The 15,241-nt window shown below is 68.9% G+C and carries 16 protein-coding genes; 7 read left to right on the top strand and 9 right to left on the bottom strand.

Annotated features, from left to right (window positions below; genetic code table 11):
- Positions 1-46 precede the first annotated feature (46 nt).
- Positions 47-2,893, top strand: coding sequence for a S8 family serine peptidase (locus tag ACVOK1_RS12285; protein WP_481562228.1), 2,847 nt, complete (start codon positions 47-49; stop codon positions 2,891-2,893).
- Positions 2,894-2,955: 62 nt separating this feature from the next.
- Here ACVOK1_RS12285 and ACVOK1_RS12290 read toward each other — a convergent pair whose 3' ends face one another.
- Positions 2,956-4,053, bottom strand: coding sequence for a Glu/Leu/Phe/Val dehydrogenase dimerization domain-containing protein (locus ACVOK1_RS12290; RefSeq protein WP_079222727.1), 1,098 nt, complete (start codon positions 4,051-4,053; stop codon positions 2,956-2,958).
- 274 nt (positions 4,054-4,327) lie between these two features.
- Between ACVOK1_RS12290 and ACVOK1_RS12295 the strand changes: the two genes are divergently transcribed.
- A complete protein-coding gene (locus tag ACVOK1_RS12295) occupies positions 4,328-5,407 on the top strand; it encodes an HDOD domain-containing protein (RefSeq protein WP_481562229.1) in 1,080 nt (359 codons plus the stop codon).
- Positions 5,408-5,410: 3 nt separating this feature from the next.
- Here the strand turns inward: ACVOK1_RS12295 and ACVOK1_RS12300 are convergent, their stop codons facing one another.
- The 3 genes from ACVOK1_RS12300 to ACVOK1_RS12310 all read right to left on the bottom strand — a co-directional run bounded on the left by ACVOK1_RS12300 (position 5,411) and on the right by ACVOK1_RS12310 (position 8,335).
- Entirely contained in the window at positions 5,411-6,979 is a 1,569-nt protein-coding gene (locus ACVOK1_RS12300) for a phospholipase D-like domain-containing protein (protein WP_481562230.1), read from the bottom strand.
- Positions 6,980-7,088: 109 nt separating this feature from the next.
- Complete coding sequence (locus ACVOK1_RS12305; RefSeq protein ID WP_481562231.1) at positions 7,089-7,787, bottom strand: RNA pseudouridine synthase; 699 nt, start codon at positions 7,785-7,787, stop codon at positions 7,089-7,091.
- A 47-nt stretch (positions 7,788-7,834) separates the two neighbouring features.
- A complete protein-coding gene (locus ACVOK1_RS12310; RefSeq protein ID WP_481562232.1) occupies positions 7,835-8,335 on the bottom strand; it encodes a M48 metallopeptidase family protein in 501 nt (166 codons plus the stop codon).
- A 62-nt stretch (positions 8,336-8,397) separates the two neighbouring features.
- On the opposite strand from ACVOK1_RS12310, the gene ACVOK1_RS12315 reads away from it, so the two are divergent.
- Together ACVOK1_RS12315 and ACVOK1_RS12320 are read left to right on the top strand one after the other, a co-directional pair.
- A complete protein-coding gene (locus tag ACVOK1_RS12315; RefSeq protein WP_108769567.1) occupies positions 8,398-8,955 on the top strand; it encodes a DUF2058 domain-containing protein in 558 nt (185 codons plus the stop codon).
- 133 nt (positions 8,956-9,088) lie between these two features.
- Positions 9,089-9,355, top strand: a complete 267-nt coding sequence (locus ACVOK1_RS12320; protein WP_108770729.1) for a DksA/TraR family C4-type zinc finger protein — start codon at positions 9,089-9,091, stop codon at positions 9,353-9,355.
- A gap of 626 nt (positions 9,356-9,981) precedes the next feature.
- Here the strand turns inward: ACVOK1_RS12320 and ACVOK1_RS12325 are convergent.
- A complete protein-coding gene (locus ACVOK1_RS12325; protein ID WP_200753779.1) occupies positions 9,982-10,575 on the bottom strand; it encodes a mechanosensitive ion channel family protein in 594 nt (197 codons plus the stop codon).
- A 35-nt stretch (positions 10,576-10,610) separates the two neighbouring features.
- The gene (locus ACVOK1_RS12330) at positions 10,611-10,790 is read right to left on the bottom strand and encodes a hypothetical protein (protein WP_108769565.1); all 180 of its coding nucleotides are present in this window, start codon (positions 10,788-10,790) and stop codon (positions 10,611-10,613) included.
- Positions 10,791-10,912: 122 nt separating this feature from the next.
- Here ACVOK1_RS12330 and ACVOK1_RS12335 point away from each other — a divergent pair, with 122 nt between their 5' ends.
- From ACVOK1_RS12335 to ACVOK1_RS12345, 3 genes are read left to right on the top strand one after another with little or no spacing between them, the layout of a single operon-like run.
- On the top strand, positions 10,913-11,491 hold the full coding sequence (locus ACVOK1_RS12335) for an RNA polymerase sigma factor (protein WP_108769564.1): 579 nt from the start codon (positions 10,913-10,915) through the stop codon (positions 11,489-11,491).
- A complete protein-coding gene (locus tag ACVOK1_RS12340) occupies positions 11,488-12,030 on the top strand; it encodes a hypothetical protein (RefSeq protein WP_481562233.1) in 543 nt (180 codons plus the stop codon). Before ACVOK1_RS12335 ends, ACVOK1_RS12340 begins: the two co-directional genes overlap by 4 nt.
- Positions 12,031-12,041: 11 nt before the next feature.
- The gene (locus ACVOK1_RS12345; RefSeq protein ID WP_108769562.1) at positions 12,042-12,920 is read left to right on the top strand and encodes a DUF4097 family beta strand repeat-containing protein; all 879 of its coding nucleotides are present in this window, start codon (positions 12,042-12,044) and stop codon (positions 12,918-12,920) included.
- A 48-nt stretch (positions 12,921-12,968) separates the two neighbouring features.
- Here ACVOK1_RS12345 and ACVOK1_RS12350 read toward each other — a convergent pair whose 3' ends face one another.
- The 3 genes from ACVOK1_RS12350 to ACVOK1_RS12360 all read right to left on the bottom strand — a co-directional run bounded on the left by ACVOK1_RS12350 (position 12,969) and on the right by ACVOK1_RS12360 (position 15,046).
- Positions 12,969-13,151 (bottom strand): hypothetical protein, encoded by a 183-nt coding sequence (locus ACVOK1_RS12350; protein ID WP_079222716.1) that lies wholly within the window; start codon positions 13,149-13,151, stop codon positions 12,969-12,971.
- Between the two features lie 11 nt (positions 13,152-13,162).
- Positions 13,163-13,456, bottom strand: coding sequence for a YkgJ family cysteine cluster protein (locus tag ACVOK1_RS12355; protein ID WP_108747862.1), 294 nt, complete (start codon positions 13,454-13,456; stop codon positions 13,163-13,165).
- Positions 13,457-13,684: 228 nt separating this feature from the next.
- Positions 13,685-15,046 (bottom strand): Hsp70 family protein, encoded by a 1,362-nt coding sequence (locus tag ACVOK1_RS12360; RefSeq protein ID WP_481562234.1) that lies wholly within the window; start codon positions 15,044-15,046, stop codon positions 13,685-13,687.
- Positions 15,047-15,241 lie beyond the last annotated feature (195 nt).

A 15,241-nucleotide genomic window follows, 5' to 3' on the forward strand; every position in this document is an offset into this window, starting at 1 on the left:
ATGCCTGCAGGGAGCTTGGCAGGCCAACGTTCATGGGAAGGAATCGATGGAACGCAAGACGATGGCACGGTCGGTCCTGGGATCGGCATTGGTGGTTGCATTGACGGCATGTGGCGGCGGAGGCGGCGGCAGCAACGTGCGCGTCGATCCCCCACCGACCACCCCGCCGCCGCCCACCACGCCTCCGCCGACCACGCCCACCCAGCCGGCCGAACCGGCGATCAACGCGCACCTGTCCATCACCAAGGCCGACGCAGCGCGCAGCGCGGGGCTGGATGGCAGCGGCGTGCGCATCGGCATCGTCGATTCGGGCGTGCAGCGCAACCATCCCACCCTGAGCGGGCGGGTGCTGGCCAACTACAGCTACGTGGATCCGCGCAGCAACAACCTCAACAACGATGACGTGGTCGGCCACGGTACGGCGGTGGCTGAACTGGCGGCGGGCAAGGCCTTCGGGTCGTGGCCGGGAGGCATCGCACCGAACGCGCAGATCGTCTCGGCGCGGATCATTTCCGACACCCGTCCCACCGACGATGGATCGGGCAACGGCAACGAGGTCGATGGCGCGCTTGGCCTGGCGGGGGTCCACCAGGACCTGATCAACCAGGGCGTGAAGATCATGAACAACTCATGGGGCGGGCTCTACTGGACCAACGCCGCGGCCACCGCCCCGATCGCGGCCGAGTACCGCCCCTTCATCATCGGCAACAACGGCCTGGTGGTGTTCGCCACCGGCAATGAATCCAAGGCCAACCCGTCGGACATGGCGGCGCTGCCCAGCCAGGCCGGCCCGAACAATTCGCGCCCGGCCGCCGACCTGGAACGTGGCTGGCTGGCGGTGACCGCGGTCGATTCCACCGACCCCAGCAAGCTGGCCGGCTATGCCAACGCCTGCGGCGTGGCGGCCAGCTACTGCCTGGCGGCGCCGGGCGCAGCGATCTTCGTCAATCCGAATTACCCGACCGGCTCCACCCTGCTGTGGAACTACGGCACCTCGTTCGCCGCGCCGCTGGTGTCCGGTGCGGCGGCCGTGGTCTGGCAGAAATACCCGTACTTCAGCAACGACCTGGTACGGCAGACCCTGCTCGGCACCGCCACCGACCTGGGTGCGCCCGGCGTGGACAGCACCTTCGGCTATGGCCTGCTGAACATCGCCAAGGCCATCAACGGGCCGGCGAAGTTCGACTGGGGCAATGCCGTGGTCAACGTCTCGCAGACCGGCCTGGATTCGGTCTGGAGCAACGACATCAGCGGCAGCGGTGGCCTGGTCAAGCAGGGCGTCGGCGCGCTGGGGCTGTCGGGCACCAACACCTATACCGGCGAAACCCGCATCGAGCAGGGCACGCTGGCGCTGCGCGATGGCGGGTCGATCACCTCCAACGTGGTCGTGGTGCCGCAGGCCGGCGTGCCCGAGGGCGCCGCGCTGCAGTTCATGACCGGCACCAGCCGGATCCGCGGCAACGTCGACAACGGCGCCACCGTCATCCTGCGCAATGCCAATACCAGCGCCACCATCGAGGGCAACTACCTGCATCGTGCCGGTGCGCGGCTGAGCATTTCGCTGGGTTCCAACCCGCTGGAGATCACCGGCACGGCCACCCTGCAGGGCGGCGACGTGCACGTGGCCAGCATCGTCAGCGGCTACGTGGCCGCCGATGGCCGCACCCAGACCGTGCTGCATGCCGGCCAGGGCGTCACCGGCCGCTTCGACGCGGTCAGCAACAGCCTGCCGCAGGGCACCCTGCTGCAGAGTTCGTTGAACTACGGCAGCGACAACGTGGTGCTGGTCACCGACCGCATCAACGTCACCCAGGCCGCCAGCGTGGCGCGCGCCTCCAACGCCGCGCTGGCCTCGGCGCTGCGGGTGGAATCAGCGTTCGAACGCCTCGATCTCGGCGCCGGTTCGGCCTCCTTCGCCGATGGCGCGGCCGCGCTGCAGCGGGTGGAAGGCAACCAGGCCCTGCAGGCCAGCCTCGACAGCCTGTCCGGCAAGGCGCATGCGCTGGCCGCGGCGGCCACGTTCGACAGCATCGACCTGGGCCGCCGTGCATTGTCGGCCCGCTTCGGCCAGGTCCAGGCCGCTCCGCGGCTGGGCGGCACCTGGCAGAACGCGCTGGGCGATGCCGGCCAGGGCAGCTTCTCGGCCAGCGGCACCGACACCCGCGGCTGGATGATGGGCCAGGACGTGGCGATGGGCGGCAACGGCGTGCTCGGCTTCGCCTTCGGCGAACTGCGCAGCTACAGCAACAGCAGCTGGGGCGGCGACCGCGGGCGTGACCGGCAGTCGCAGGCGCAGCTGTATGCGGGCTGGAGCAGTGGTGGTGCCTACGCGCTGGGCCAGGTGGGCGCCGGCCAGTTCACCCGCCAGATCGATCGCCAGCTGCTGCTGGGAGCTGGCCAGTACGGCGTCAATGCGCGCTACGGCGGCAGCTTCAGCATGGCCAGCGTGGAGACCGGCTACCGCTTCGGGTCGGCGCATGCAGCGCTGACCCCCTACGTGGGCGCCGACTACGCGCGGGTCGACAACGATCGCTTCAGCGAACAGGGCGGGCTGGGCTTCGGCCTGCGCACGCAGGGCGGGATCAGCAGCCGCAGCCAGGCCTTGGCCGGTGTGCGCGCCGAGCGCGAGTGGCGCGGCTGGTCGCTGCGCGGCTATGCCGAGTGGCAGCAGCTGTTGTCCAGCCAGGGCCTGGATGCGGATGCGAGCTTCGTCGGCGTCGACGCATGGGCACCGATGGCCGGCCTGCAGCCGACGCGTTCCGGCGGCCTGTTCGGCGTATCGGTGGAATCGTGGTTGAGCCGCAACACGCGGCTGGGCTTCGGCTACGACCAGCGCTTCGGTCCGCGTGGGGATCTGCGCCAGGTGGCGCTGCGTTACAGCGCCGCTTTCTGATCGGGGTTACCCGGTAGTGCCGGCCGCTGGCCGGCATTCCCCGTGTCCCGCGGTGGGGCGGATCAACCGCCGCGCAGGTTGCCCAGGCGCGGGGTGCTGCGGCCCAGCGGCATCTTCAGCTTGCCGATGGACAGGATGCGCGCTTCGGCGATGCGGTCGGCCGCACGCTGCGGCGCGATGTTCTCGCGCTGGGACAGTTCGAAGATGCGCGTGAGGTTGTGGTAGATGCTGCGGATCAGGCGCATCGCGCGTTCGCGGTTGTAGCCGTCGATCTCCAGCGACACGTTCATCACGCCACCGGCGTTGACCGCATAGTCGGGCGCGTAGAGGATGCCGCGCGCATGCAGTTCATCGCCGATTTCCAGGCTGGACAGCTGGTTGTTGGCGGTGCCGCAGATGATCTTGGCCTTGATGCGCGGCAGGGTGTCGGCATTGATCGCGCTTTCCAGCGCGCACGGTGCGAACACGTCGGCGTTGACCTCGTGGATCTCGTCCGGCTTGACCGCCTCGGCACCGAAATCGCTGACCGCACGATCGACCAGGCTGCTGTCCAGGTCGGTCACGTACAGCTTGGCGCCGCGGTCGCGCAGCAGCTTGACCAGCTCCATGCCGATATGGCCCAGGCCCTGCACGGCGATGCTGGTCTTGCCCACTTCCTCGTGGCCGAACTTGAAGCGCAGCGACGCCATCAGCGCCTGCAGCGCGCCATAGGCGGTGAACGGCGCCGGGTCGCCGGAGCCGCCGTGGACCTGGTGCACGCCGGTCACGAACTGGCTTTCCAGGTAGATGTTTTCCATGTCGTTGACGTCGGTGCCGACGTCTTCGGCGGTGATGTAGCGGCCGCCCAGCGAATCGACGTAGCGGCCGAAGGCGCGGAACAGCACTTCGGTCTTGTCCACCTTCGGGTCACCGATGATGACTGCCTTGCCGCCACCGACATTGAGCCCGGCCAGTGCATTCTTGTAGGTCATCGTCCGGCTCAGCCGCAGCACGTCGGCCAGCGCCTCGTCGGTGCTGGCGTAGGGGCGCATGCGCACGCCGCCCAGGGCCGGGCCCAGGGTTGTGTTGTGGATGGCGATGATCGCCTTCAGGCCGGCATCCTGGTTGTGGCAGAACACAACCTGTTCGTGGCCGGTGGTGGCGAGGGTTTCGAATAGCATGGCGTCTCCGATGGCGCGATCAGCGGCGAACTGCAGCGAACTGCCAATGAACGGTAGGGTCCCAAAACAAAAAAAGCGACGTCGTCATGGCTGGGGGACGGGTCGCGCGGCGCCATTCTAGTCCATTCCCCCGGCATCTGCCGTGCAGATCCGAGCGGTCCGGGTTAAAGAAGATGAAAGTGCGGCCGATGCAGCGTCGACGGCAGGTGGCCGATGTGAAGAACGCGCAGGGGCAGTCAGTGGCAGCAGCAGTGCAACGACAGGGCCGATCCAGATGAGGCCGGCCTGGTGGCAAACGCTGGTGGGATGGGTGTCCCGGCTGTCCGGTACGGACCCGGTGCGCCTGGCGACGGCACCACGGCAGGCCGTGGCCGCCGCTGCAGCCAGCCTGCAGGGCGAGGCGCTGCCGCCGGCGGAGGTCGCCGCGCACCTGCAGCGTGGCCTGCATGCCCTGGCGCTGTACCCGCATCTGGCAGGTGAGCCGGCCACGCCCGGCCCGTCCGCGCTGGCCGACGCGGTGGACCGCGCGCTGCAGGACCGCGACTGGGCGACCCGGCAGCTGCCGCGGCGCCCGCAGCTGCTGCCGCAGCTGATCCAGACCGTCAATGACGAGGTGGCCTCGGCACGGGTGATGGCCGCGATCATCGGCCAGGACCCGGTGCTGACCGGCAACCTGCTGCGCATCGCCAACAGCCCGGCCTACAAGGTGCACGAACGGCCGGTGGACAGCCTGCAGCGGGCGGTGACCCTGGTCGGCACCGAAGGCGTGCGGCAGATCATCAGTGCCGTGCTGGTGCAGCCGGTCATGCAGGTGCAGTGCGAGGTGTTTCCGCAGTTCAGCGCGATCATCTGGGAGCATGCGCTGCTGGCCTCGCGCGCGGCGGCGGACCATGCGCGCACGGTCACCTTCGGCGATGCCTTCGCCGCGCAGTGGCTCGGCCTGGTGCAGGGGCTGGGCGCGGCGCTGGTGATGCGCCAGCTGCTGCAGGAAGCACAGGCACGCAACGAGACGGTGGCGCCGGCGTTGGCCCTGGACCTGCTGCAGCGCTGGTCGCTGCCGCTGGCCCAGCGCGTGGCGGCGGCCTGGGACCTGCCCGAACCGGTGCACCAGGCGCTGGCCGCCGATGCCGAAGGCGCGCTGGCCGACAGCCTGCGCCTGGGCAGCGCGGCCGCGGCCGCCAGCCTGCTGTGTCGCCACGGTCACGGTACCCAGGCGCGCATGCTGGCATTGCTGGAGCAGCTGCCCGCAGCGCCGCCGCACGCCCTGCGCTGGATCTGGCGGCGCCTGCACGGGCGCAACGTGGAAACCCTCGACGAAGCCATGCACGACGCCCACGGCGAGGGCGGCGCGTAAGCGCTACAGCTGCGATTCCACCGGCAGCCAGCTGATGATGCGGGCGGTCGCACGCGCGCGCAGCGTGCTGCCGGGTTCGCGGCCCACCCAATGTGGCGGTGGCTGCCGTTCCAGCCAGCGCAGGTCATCGTCGGGACCCAGCGCCAGCCACCAGCTGTGCAGCGGGTCGGCCAGGCGCAGGTATTCCTCGCGCAGCCGCGCTCCCAGCACCGGGTCATCGAACAGCACGCCCATTTCGGTGTTGAGGTAGGCCGAGCGTGGGTCGAGGTTGAACGAGCCGACGAAGCCGCGGTGGTCGTCGATGACGAAGGCCTTGGTGTGCAGGCTGGCGCCGCTGCTGCCGAACAGGCTGGATTCGCCGGGCTCACCGTGCGCCTTCAGTTCGTACAGCTGCACGCCGGCCTTCAGCAGCGGCTCCCGGTAGCCCATGTAGCCACCGTGCACGGCCGCCACATCGGTGGCGGCCAGCGAATTGGTCACCACGCCCACCTGGGCGCCACGCGCGGCCATCGCCGACAGGCCCTGCAGGCCATCCGCGCCAGGCACGAAGTAGGGCGACACCAGCAACGCGGTATGGCGGGTGGACTGCAGCTCTTCGACCAGCGCGCTGACCAGCCAGTCATCACGCGCATCGTTGCGGTGCTTCATCGGCGGGTCGGAAAGGATGCGAACGTTGGCGCTCCAGTGCAGCGGGTCCGGGCCCGGCTGGCGCTGCGCGCGCGAATCAGCGACCCGCTGCAGGTAGGGCCGTGCCTTGGCGTGCAGCGCATCCCGATCGGACTGGCGCACCAGCGCGCGCAGCTGGGCATCGGTGTAGGTGGCCAGCGCGGCGATGGGAATGGCGGTGTCGCTGTTCCAGTAGTCGTCGAAGATGCGGTTGGCCTGTTGCACCGCCGGCCCGGCCACCACCAGGTCCAGATCCTGGAAATTCACGTCGTTGCGCGCGCTGAAATATTCCTCGCCGATGTTGCGGCCACCGACGATGGCCACGCGGCCGTCGGCGATCCAGCTCTTGTTGTGCATGCGGTGGTTGACGCTGAAAGCGCGCTGGATCATTTCCAGCGTGCGCGCAATGCCGCTGCGGTTGCGGAACGGGTTGTACAGGCGGATCTCGATGTTGGGGTGCGCATCGAGCGCCATCATCAGCGCGTCCTTGTCCTTGGCGTTCATGTCGTCAAGCAGGATGCGCACGCGCACGCCACGTTCCGCGGCGTCGTACAGGGCCTTGGCCATCAGGTGGCCGACCAGGTCGTCCTGCCAGATGTAGTACTGCAGGTCCAGGCTGCGCCCGGCCTGTTCGGTGATCTTCGCGCGTGCCGCGAACGCGTCCATGCCATCGCTGAGGAAGGCCACGCCGGATTGGCCGGGGTGGGCTTCCAGCTCGGGCAGCAGCTGGCGGTCGATGGCGGTCTGTGCCGGCTGCAGCGGCAGCACGTGCGAGACCGGCCCGTGTGCCTGTGGCGTCAGGTGGTCGGCCAGCAGCAGGCCGGACAGCACCAGCAACAGCAGGGCGGCGATGATGATCGCAACGACGCGCAGCACGCGTCGCCAGGGCGGCAGGGACGGGCTCATGCCATCGATGGTAGATCCACGCCATGCGTGGATGCCACCAGCGCCCGTGCCTGCGGCCCCGGATGGGGTCGGATCCCTTGCCACAGGCAAGGGCTCTGACCCCGGAAGCTCAGAACCGCTCGTCGCTGCCCAGGTAGCGCCACTGCGCCGGCGGCAGCGGCCCCAACGCCACGCGGCCGATGCGCAGGCGGCGAACCGCGGCCACCTGCAGCCCGGCGTTGCCCACTGCCGTGCGCAAGCCCTTGGCGGTCAGGCCCTTGCCGGCAAAGCGCAGGCGCTGCTCGTTCTGCCAGCTGACCTTGGCGCCACCGGATTCGTGCTGCAGGCGCGCCATCAGCCACGGCCCGCGCTCTGGCCCGCCCTCGGCCACTTCCACCAGGTATTCCTGTTCGGTGCGGCCCAGGTTGCGCTGCAGGTGGGCGAGGGCGGCAGGGTCCTGGCTGACCACGACCAGGCCGCTGTCGGCCGCCGGCAGCGATGCCGCCAGCTGCAGCCCATGGAAATGACGCTGCAGCGGACGGATGTCGCTCGCATCGAGCTCGCTGCGGGTGGCGCTGCTCACCATTGCGCACAGCGTTTCGGCGGCGACGTCGGCCGGCTTGTGCAGCAGCATGGTGACCCGCTCGGCCTTGGTGTCTTCGGCCTGTTCGGCCATCACGATCACCGCGCTCTCATCGACCGGGCGCTGCGGCTGTTCGACCACCTCGCCATTGACCGTGACCCAGCCGCCTTCGATGTAACGGCGCGCTTCGCCGCGCGGGATGCCGAGCAGGGCGGCCAGGTGTTTGTCGAGGCGGGTCGGTTCCATGGCGGGCAGGTCGGTCAGGGGGCGCGCAGTGTAGCTGCTGCGGGCGGTCAGCGCTGGCTGCGGTTGGCCAGTTCGGTCAGGTACAGGCGGGTATCGAACTCGAGCTGCAGGTACTCCGGTTCCATGTGCTGGCACAGCTGGTAGAAGGCCTTGTTGTGGTCGGCCTCCTTCAGGTGGGCCAGTTCATGCACCACGATCATGCGCAGGAAGGCCGCCGGCGCCTGGCGGAACACTGTGGCGATGCGGATCTCGCGGCTGGCCTTGAGGTGGCCACCGTGCACGCGGGAAATGGCGGTGTGGGTGCCCAGCGCGTGCTTGATGACTTCCAGCGTGTTGTCGTAGCAGACCTTGTTGAGCGGGACCGATTTGCGCAGGTAACGGTCCTTCAGGTCCTGCGTGTAGTCGTACAGCTGGCGATCGCTGCGTACCTCGTGCGGATCGGGGTAGCGCTGCTGCAGCCAGGGGCCGAGCTTGCCCTGGGCCAGCAGTTCGCTGACCTGGGCGACCAGGGGTTCGGGATAGCCGGTGAGGTACTTCAGGACAGCCATGCAGGGGCGGCGGGGCGTCGGTAGAATGGGGCATCCAAGATTACACGCGGTACGCAACGACCATGGCAAAGCCCAACGCGCTGCAGGAACAATTGCTCAAGGCCGGCCTGGCCAAGAAGTCGCAGGCCAGCGCCGCTGCGAGCGCCCAGGCCAAGGCCCGCCAGGGCAAGGCGGAATCGACCTCCGCCGAGGTCCAGCGCGAAGCTGAACGCGCCCGCGCCGAGAAGGTCGAGCGCGACCGTGCGCTGGCCGCCGAGCGAAATGCGCAGGCCAAGCTGGCTGAACAGAAGGCGCAGGCGAAGCAGATCATCACCGCCCATGCCGTGCCCCACAAGGGCGATGACGAGTACCGCTTCAGCGACGGCGCGGCGATCCGCACCCTGCTGATCGACCCCAAGCTGCGCAAGGCGCTGTCGGTGGGCGTGCTGGTGATCGTCGCCCAGGGCGAGGGTTATGCGCTGCTGCCGCGTGCCGCCGCCGAGAAGGTGCGTGAGCGCGCCCCGGAAGCAATCATCGTCGACCACGGCCAGCCGGGCTCGACCGCCGAGATCTCGACCGGCAACGCCGAGGACGACGCGTACTACGCCCAGTTCCAGGTGCCGGACGACCTGGTCTGGTAATCAAAAAGGGGACGGAGGGGATCAAGTCGTTTGTGCCACAAACGACTTGATCCCCTCCGTCCCCTTTTCGCGCTGCCGTTTGCGGCGGGGTGTATCGTCCCCATATCAGGCGACACACCTGCGGAGGATGGCCATGGCCACCGGATGGGCGGGAGACGGCGCGGTCCAGGACCAGATCGACGCCACCGTCGACGATGCGATCGCCCGCGCGCGGCGCCAGCTGCGGCAGGGCCCGGGTCTGGAACACTGCGAGGAATGCGACGCGCCGATTCCGTTGGCGCGGCGCGAGGCCGTGCCCGGCGTACGGCTGTGCGTGGCCTGCCAGCAGGCACTGGACGACGATGAGCAGGCGCATGCCGGCTACAACCGGCGCGGCAGCAAGGACAGCCAGCTGAGGTAAAGGGGGGGGGGTATTGCAGGGCTGCGCCCGGCACCTGCCGACTCCGAAGCAACATCAAGAGCGGCATACCGGGGGCTGGCGGGGCGGTGGGGGGGGGCAGGACACGCCGTAAACCCATCCCTGGGGGCTCGTAGGCGCCATCCATGGCGCCTGCGGTCCTGCCCACCCACACCGCCCCGCCTCTGACAGATTCCGTGCGCTGCTGGCAAATGCAGCTGTTGGTGGGTGCCGACCGTTGGTCGGCACAATTGTCAGATATCGAATGAATTCATCCACGCATGGCGTGGATCTACTGGGACGGGCGGCTGTTGGTAGGTGTCGACCTTGGTCGACACGATTTTTCTGTCAGATATCGATATTCAAACTGGGGTCAGAGCCCGTTGCTCAGCAACGGGATCCGACCCCGTGCCGTTCCGACAGATCGCGGAGCATTGTCGAAGGCGGGGTGGGTCCGGTTGAGGGGGCGTGAGCCGCATGGATGCGGCGACCGAGCTTACATGGACGTACTTGCAGCGTCCCCCTCAACCGGACCCAACCCGCCAACCCACGGATAGCCCGCTGTTGCTGTTGCTTCGGCTTCGGCTTCGGCAGGTGCAGGGCGCAGCCCTGCAAAGAAAACCCTTCCCTCAGCCGTCGCCTTGGATGCCACCCGGCACGTGCGAGGGATCGCGCCAGCGCCGCACCGTGCGCTGGAAGAACAGGTTGTTCGGCAGCTGCAGCACCGTGCCCTCGTGGCCGTTGCCGCTTTCCTGCAGCGTCGTGTAGATCAGGTTCACGTCGATCACCCGGCCCTTCAGGCCCGGCTTCTCGCCGTTCTCCAGCACCTCGATGTAGTCATGCAGGCGGAACGGGCGCGTGGTGAAGATCAGCAGCGTGCAGAAGATGTTGGACAGCACGCTCCACGCCGCGAAGAACGCCACCGCACCCACCGCGGCAAAACCGGTGAAGGCCGTCCACAGCACCGAGGGCGAAGCACCCAGCAGGCTGAGGATGTACAGCAGCGCGCTGAAATAGACCACGAAGCTGGTGATCCGGCGCGCGCCCATCGCCATCTCCGGCGGCAGCGTGTAGTGCTCGGCGAAGCGGCGGATCAGGCGGCGGGCAAGCACCCGCAGCAGCCAGGCGACCACCAGTACCAGCACGATCTGCAGGGCGATGCCGATGTAGTGCAGCCACGGGTGGCTCCAGGCGGGCAGGTGGTCTTTCAGCGACAACATCATGGGGCGACAGCATCTGGCGTTAACGACCCTTGATGTTACCCGGCGCGTGCCGGGGTTTCGACCGATCCCGACCAGGCCACGCAGACCAGGGCCTGGCGATGCTGATGCACGCACGCCTGGCCGCTGTCCGCGCGCAGCTGCAGCGACAGGTCCAGGGCCTGCAGCACGACGCAGGCGACGATCACCAGCAGGGCGGCGCAGGAGGGGCTGGACATGGCAGGACTCCGGGAATTTTCACCAAGGACCCTGCATGGATGCAGCCGGCACCGAAAAGGTTGCAATGCGGCTGCCGTCAATCGGTCTTAAACCTTTTTCCGGGTCGCCGCATCCAAGCGATATGCTCGACACCACCATGCCCGCGCTGCCTGCCGCCAACGACGCCGTCGACGATCCCGCCCTGGTGCGGGCCGCGGCCGCCGGCGACATGGCGGCCTATGAACAGCTCTACCGGCGCCACTCGCCGCGTGTGTTCGCCGTGCTGTGGCGGCTGTGTGGCGGCCAGCAGGCGCGCGCCGAGGATGCGCTGCAGGAAGCCTTCCTGCAGGCCTGGAAGGCGCTGCCGGGGTTCCGCTTTGAAAGCAGCCTGGCCACCTGGCTGCACCGGTTGGGGGTGAACGCGGCGCTGATGGAACTGCGCGGGCGCGCCGCCGGGCAGGACCACGACAGCCTCGATGATGTCGACGGCGGCCTGCAGGAGCTGGCCGTGCACGATCGCTGCGCCGGCACCGAGCGCGACCTGGAGCGCGCGCTGGCGACGCTGCCACCCCGCGCCCGTGCGGTACTGGTACTGCACGACATCGAGGGCTGGAAACACCAGGAGATCGCCGAACAGCTGCAGATGGCCGTCGGCAGTTCCAAGGCACAGCTGCACCGCGCGCGTGGCCTGTTGCGCGCGCGTCTGGGAGACATGACATGAGTACCCACGAAACCGATCACGACCACGACCCCGATCTGCAGGCGCGGCTGCGCGCGCTGCCCGACCAGCGCATGCCCCCGGCCGATGGCTGGGCACGCCTGGCGGCGCAGCTGCCGCCACGCGAATCCGCACCCGTCGCGGTGGAGCACGCGGATAACGTCGTCGCCCTCCCGCAGCGCCGCCGTCTGCGCGCGTGGCTGCCGCTGGGCGCGGCGCTCGCCGCCAGCCTGGCCGTCTATGCCGTGGCACCGTGTCGACAGGCGCCGCTGCAGGCACCGGCGCCATCGACCCTGCAGCTGCAGGCGGCGGCCATGACCGAGCAGTACCAGCAGGCCGTGGCATCGCTGCCCGGTGGCCGCGCGGCGGCCTGGCAGCCGGCCCTGCACGAACTGGATGAAAGCGCGGCACAGATCCGTGCCGCGCTGGCGCAGGATCCGCGCGCACCGCACCTGCTTGGACAGCTCAAGCGTACCTACGCGCTGCGGCTGGAATTGACCCGGCAGGCGGCGCAGGCCGCCGCGGCCGGAATGACAACCTGAGGAGACACACCATGCGATCCCTTTTTCCGCTCTGCGCTGCGTTGCTGCTGTTGCCCTCGCTGGCCCTGGCCGACACCCGCGTCGATGAGCGCCATACCCTGGCAAGTGGTGGCCGCATCGAGCTGAGCAACGTGGCCGGCAAGGTCACCGTGCGCGGCTGGGACCGCAACGAGGTGCAGCTGACCGGCAGCCTTGGCGATGGCCTGCAGCTGCGCCAGGAAAAGAGCGCCAACCGCGTGCGCTGGGAAGTGGAGTATCCGCGCCGCCACACCAGCGGCACGGCGACGCTGGTGCTGAATGTCCCGCGCGCGTCGGAACTGCTGCTGAGCACGGTCAGTGCCGACCAGGACATCAGTGGCATCGACGTGCGCCGGCTGCAGGCCGATACGGTCAGTGGCAGCCTGACCGCGGCCGGACGCAGTGGCGACAGCAAGCTCAATACGGTCAGTGGCAACGTCATCGCCAAGCTGCAGACGCCGCGCCTGGATGTGAACACGGTCAGCGGTCGCATCGAGGCCGGTGGCGGCGTGTCTGGGGATATTGGTGCGCAGACGGTGTCTGGTCGGGTCGGCGTGGATGCCGGCCGCGTCCAGCGCCTGGCGGTGGAGACGGTCTCGGGCAGCATCGATCTGTCCACTTCCGGCCTGGCGCCGGGGGGCCGCATCAACGTCGAATCGGTCAGTGCGTCGGTGAACCTGCGGTTGCCGGTCAAGGTCTCGGCACAGCTGTCGGTGAACAGCTTCGCCGGCTCGATCAACAGTGATGCCGGCACGGTGGAGCGGCCGCGCTATGGGCCGGGCAGCAGCCTGGACACGAAGCTGGGTGGCGGTGATGGTGACATCCGCATCCAGTCGCATTCGGGCAGCGTGCGGGTCAGCCTGGACCGCTGAGCGCGGCCCGGCAGGCCGCGGCGGCAGCGCCGCCGCGGTCAGGGTGGGTCAGCTGGCTTTCTTCAGCGCCCAGGTGGTGCCAAGCACTTCGATCTTGCCACCGCTCTTGCGGAACGCGGCCAGATCGGACGCAATCGAATCGCTGCTGACCGTGGTGCTGGCGGCCGCGCCCTTGCGTTCGCTGCGGATGCTGTTGGTAGCCTTCGCGGGGGTCTTTGCCTTGCGGGGCATGGTTGCTCCTGTCAGGTGGAAGGGGAGGAAAGCGACCAGGCATCGGCCTGGCGCAGGTAATCCTGCCGCTCGCGGCGGCAGTCGTCGCCACCCATCGAAAACTGGCGGCAGATCGCCGGGCGCTGCGAATAGATCGTGCAGCGCAGGTGATAGGGATCGATCGCCGCGCACCAGCCCTCGTCGTTACGCGCCATCACGGCACGGCCGTGCCTGTCGCGCGAGGTATACTGGCGGGGCACGTCGTCGCCGGCCTGCAGCAGCACGGGCAACCGGCAACAGACCGCGTCACAACGGCGGCAGTCGATGGGTGCAGGTGCTTCTTCAGGTTGTGCGGCCACAGGGGCCAGGCGGGTGCCCAAAGCGGGTCTCGATGGCGGCTCGGGTAGTACGCGGACCATGAACGAGCCAGAAGGCATGGCCGCAAGGCCCGCGAGGCGGGCCGGGCCCTACCCGGGTACACACACCGGCGCAGCCGGCGGAAGGTAGAGCCCTATCAAGCCTACCGAGGGTAGCAAACTCCGCGTAACGTTTTGTTAATCCCGGCTGGCTGCCGCGAGCGCCAGGCCCTGGACGACGCCCAGCGAGGGCTCGCCGTGGACCATGCGGGCGCCCGGGAAGGCCTCGGCGGCGGCCTGCCGCAGGTAGCCGGCGCGGGACATGCCGCCGGTCAGGAACACCGCATCCGGGTCGCCGCCGATGTCGGTGCGGACCCGGGCCAGCAGCTCGCGGATCTGGGTCAGGTAACCCGAGGCGGCCGTGGCCAGGCCTTCGGTGCTGCTGTCGGCGTGCAGGTCGCGGGCGATGTAGTCCAGCGTGCTGCGATGGCTGGGGCTGCTGCTCAGGGCGATCTTGGCGCGTTCGACGTCGCGGTACAGGCGCGCGGTGTTGCCGGTGTCCTGCAGCGCCTGCAGGCGCGAACCCCACGGATCGTCGACATGGTCGTACTTGTGCTGGCGGAAATCGCGCTGGCGGGTCATGTCCTGCACGGTGGCCGCTTCCACGTAGTGGTGGGCGGGCACGCGGGTGACGCCACGGCCGAACAGCGGCATGTAGCTGGACAGGCTCAGTGACAGGTCGATATCGGTACCGCCGCGGGCGATACCCCAGGCGCGATGGATGCGCGGGGCGGCATCGCCACCCACTTCGGCGTGGGCGATGTCGGTGGTACCACCGCCGATGTCGACGATGACGGCCTGGTGCCGCTCACGGCTTTCGGCGTGGTAGTGCATGGCCGCCGCGGCCGGTTCCTCGAGGAAATCGATCTGGTCGAAGCCGGCCTGGGTGGCGGCCTCGCGCAGGATGTCCAGTGCCTGGTCGTTGCCGGCGGCGCCGATCGAGCTGCGGAACTGCACCGGACGGCCGAGCAGGGCCGCGCGCAGCGGCTGGCCGAGCTGGGCGCTGGCGGTCAGGCGGATGTGTTCGAGGATGTGCGCGGCGATGCCGGTGATGGTCTGGCGCGCGCGCGGGTGCAGGTTGTAGCCGAGCATCGACTTCGGGCTCTGCACCAGGTTGCCTTCGTGTTCCTCGAAATAGGCTTCCAGGGCGTCATCGCCGTAGATGGCGTTCTGCAGCAGGTCGCTGGCGCTGCGTTCCTTGCCGGCGCGGGCTTCCATCCATTCGCGGCGCAGGGCGCGCAGGGCTTCGCGGCGCAGCGCCTGCGGGGTGCGTTCCTGGCCGGCGGCGCGGGCGGCACGCGCGGCGCTGTCGATCATCTGCTGCAGTTCGTGTTCCTGGCCGGCATCGAGCTGGAAGTCGTCCGGATCGGGTACCACGCCGGGGAAATACACGCTGGTGCGGAACTGTTCGGCATCGCCGAAGCGGATCGGCAGCAGCTGTCCATCACGGACGATGGCGGCGGCGGAGTTGCTGGTACCGAAGTCGATGCCAAGGCGCATGGGGAGGTCCGGGGGCGGGCGGGGGCCGCGCACTCTGCTGCAGTTCGGGTCTTCCTGCAAGTTCCCCCTCTGCTTCGGATGGGTTCAGCGCCTCCCTGCTCCGTGTTCAGCCGAGGGGGCGGCCGGAGCAGGACACGCCGTAAACCCATCCATGGGGGCTCGTAGGCGCCATCCATGGCGCCTGCGGTCCTGCCC

It is taken from the genome of Stenotrophomonas sp. STEN087 (genome assembly GCF_056759115.1).

What these genes read in the sequence shown, in the direction of transcription:
- ACVOK1_RS12335 (WP_108769564.1), top strand. Translation starts at nt 10,913, where the DNA reads ATGCTCGACACCACCATGCCCGCGCTGCCTGCCGCCAACGACGCCGTC.
- ACVOK1_RS12330 (WP_108769565.1), bottom strand. Translation starts at nt 10,790, where the DNA reads ATGTCCAGCCCCTCCTGCGCCGCCCTGCTGGTGATCGTCGCCTGCGTC.
- ACVOK1_RS12305 (WP_481562231.1), bottom strand. Translation starts at nt 7,787, where the DNA reads ATGGAACCGACCCGCCTCGACAAACACCTGGCCGCCCTGCTCGGCATC.
- ACVOK1_RS12300 (WP_481562230.1), bottom strand. Translation starts at nt 6,979, where the DNA reads ATGAGCCCGTCCCTGCCGCCCTGGCGACGCGTGCTGCGCGTCGTTGCG.
- ACVOK1_RS12350 (WP_079222716.1), bottom strand. Translation starts at nt 13,151, where the DNA reads ATGCCCCGCAAGGCAAAGACCCCCGCGAAGGCTACCAACAGCATCCGC.
- ACVOK1_RS12325 (WP_200753779.1), bottom strand. Translation starts at nt 10,575, where the DNA reads ATGATGTTGTCGCTGAAAGACCACCTGCCCGCCTGGAGCCACCCGTGG.
- ACVOK1_RS12310 (WP_481562232.1), bottom strand. Translation starts at nt 8,335, where the DNA reads ATGGCTGTCCTGAAGTACCTCACCGGCTATCCCGAACCCCTGGTCGCC.
- ACVOK1_RS12320 (WP_108770729.1), top strand. Translation starts at nt 9,089, where the DNA reads ATGGCCACCGGATGGGCGGGAGACGGCGCGGTCCAGGACCAGATCGAC.
- ACVOK1_RS12285 (WP_481562228.1), top strand. Translation starts at nt 47, where the DNA reads ATGGAACGCAAGACGATGGCACGGTCGGTCCTGGGATCGGCATTGGTG.
- ACVOK1_RS12340 (WP_481562233.1), top strand. Translation starts at nt 11,488, where the DNA reads ATGAGTACCCACGAAACCGATCACGACCACGACCCCGATCTGCAGGCG.
- ACVOK1_RS12290 (WP_079222727.1), bottom strand. Translation starts at nt 4,053, where the DNA reads ATGCTATTCGAAACCCTCGCCACCACCGGCCACGAACAGGTTGTGTTC.
- ACVOK1_RS12345 (WP_108769562.1), top strand. Translation starts at nt 12,042, where the DNA reads ATGCGATCCCTTTTTCCGCTCTGCGCTGCGTTGCTGCTGTTGCCCTCG.
- ACVOK1_RS12360 (WP_481562234.1), bottom strand. Translation starts at nt 15,046, where the DNA reads ATGCGCCTTGGCATCGACTTCGGTACCAGCAACTCCGCCGCCGCCATC.
- ACVOK1_RS12315 (WP_108769567.1), top strand. Translation starts at nt 8,398, where the DNA reads ATGGCAAAGCCCAACGCGCTGCAGGAACAATTGCTCAAGGCCGGCCTG.
- ACVOK1_RS12295 (WP_481562229.1), top strand. Translation starts at nt 4,328, where the DNA reads ATGAGGCCGGCCTGGTGGCAAACGCTGGTGGGATGGGTGTCCCGGCTG.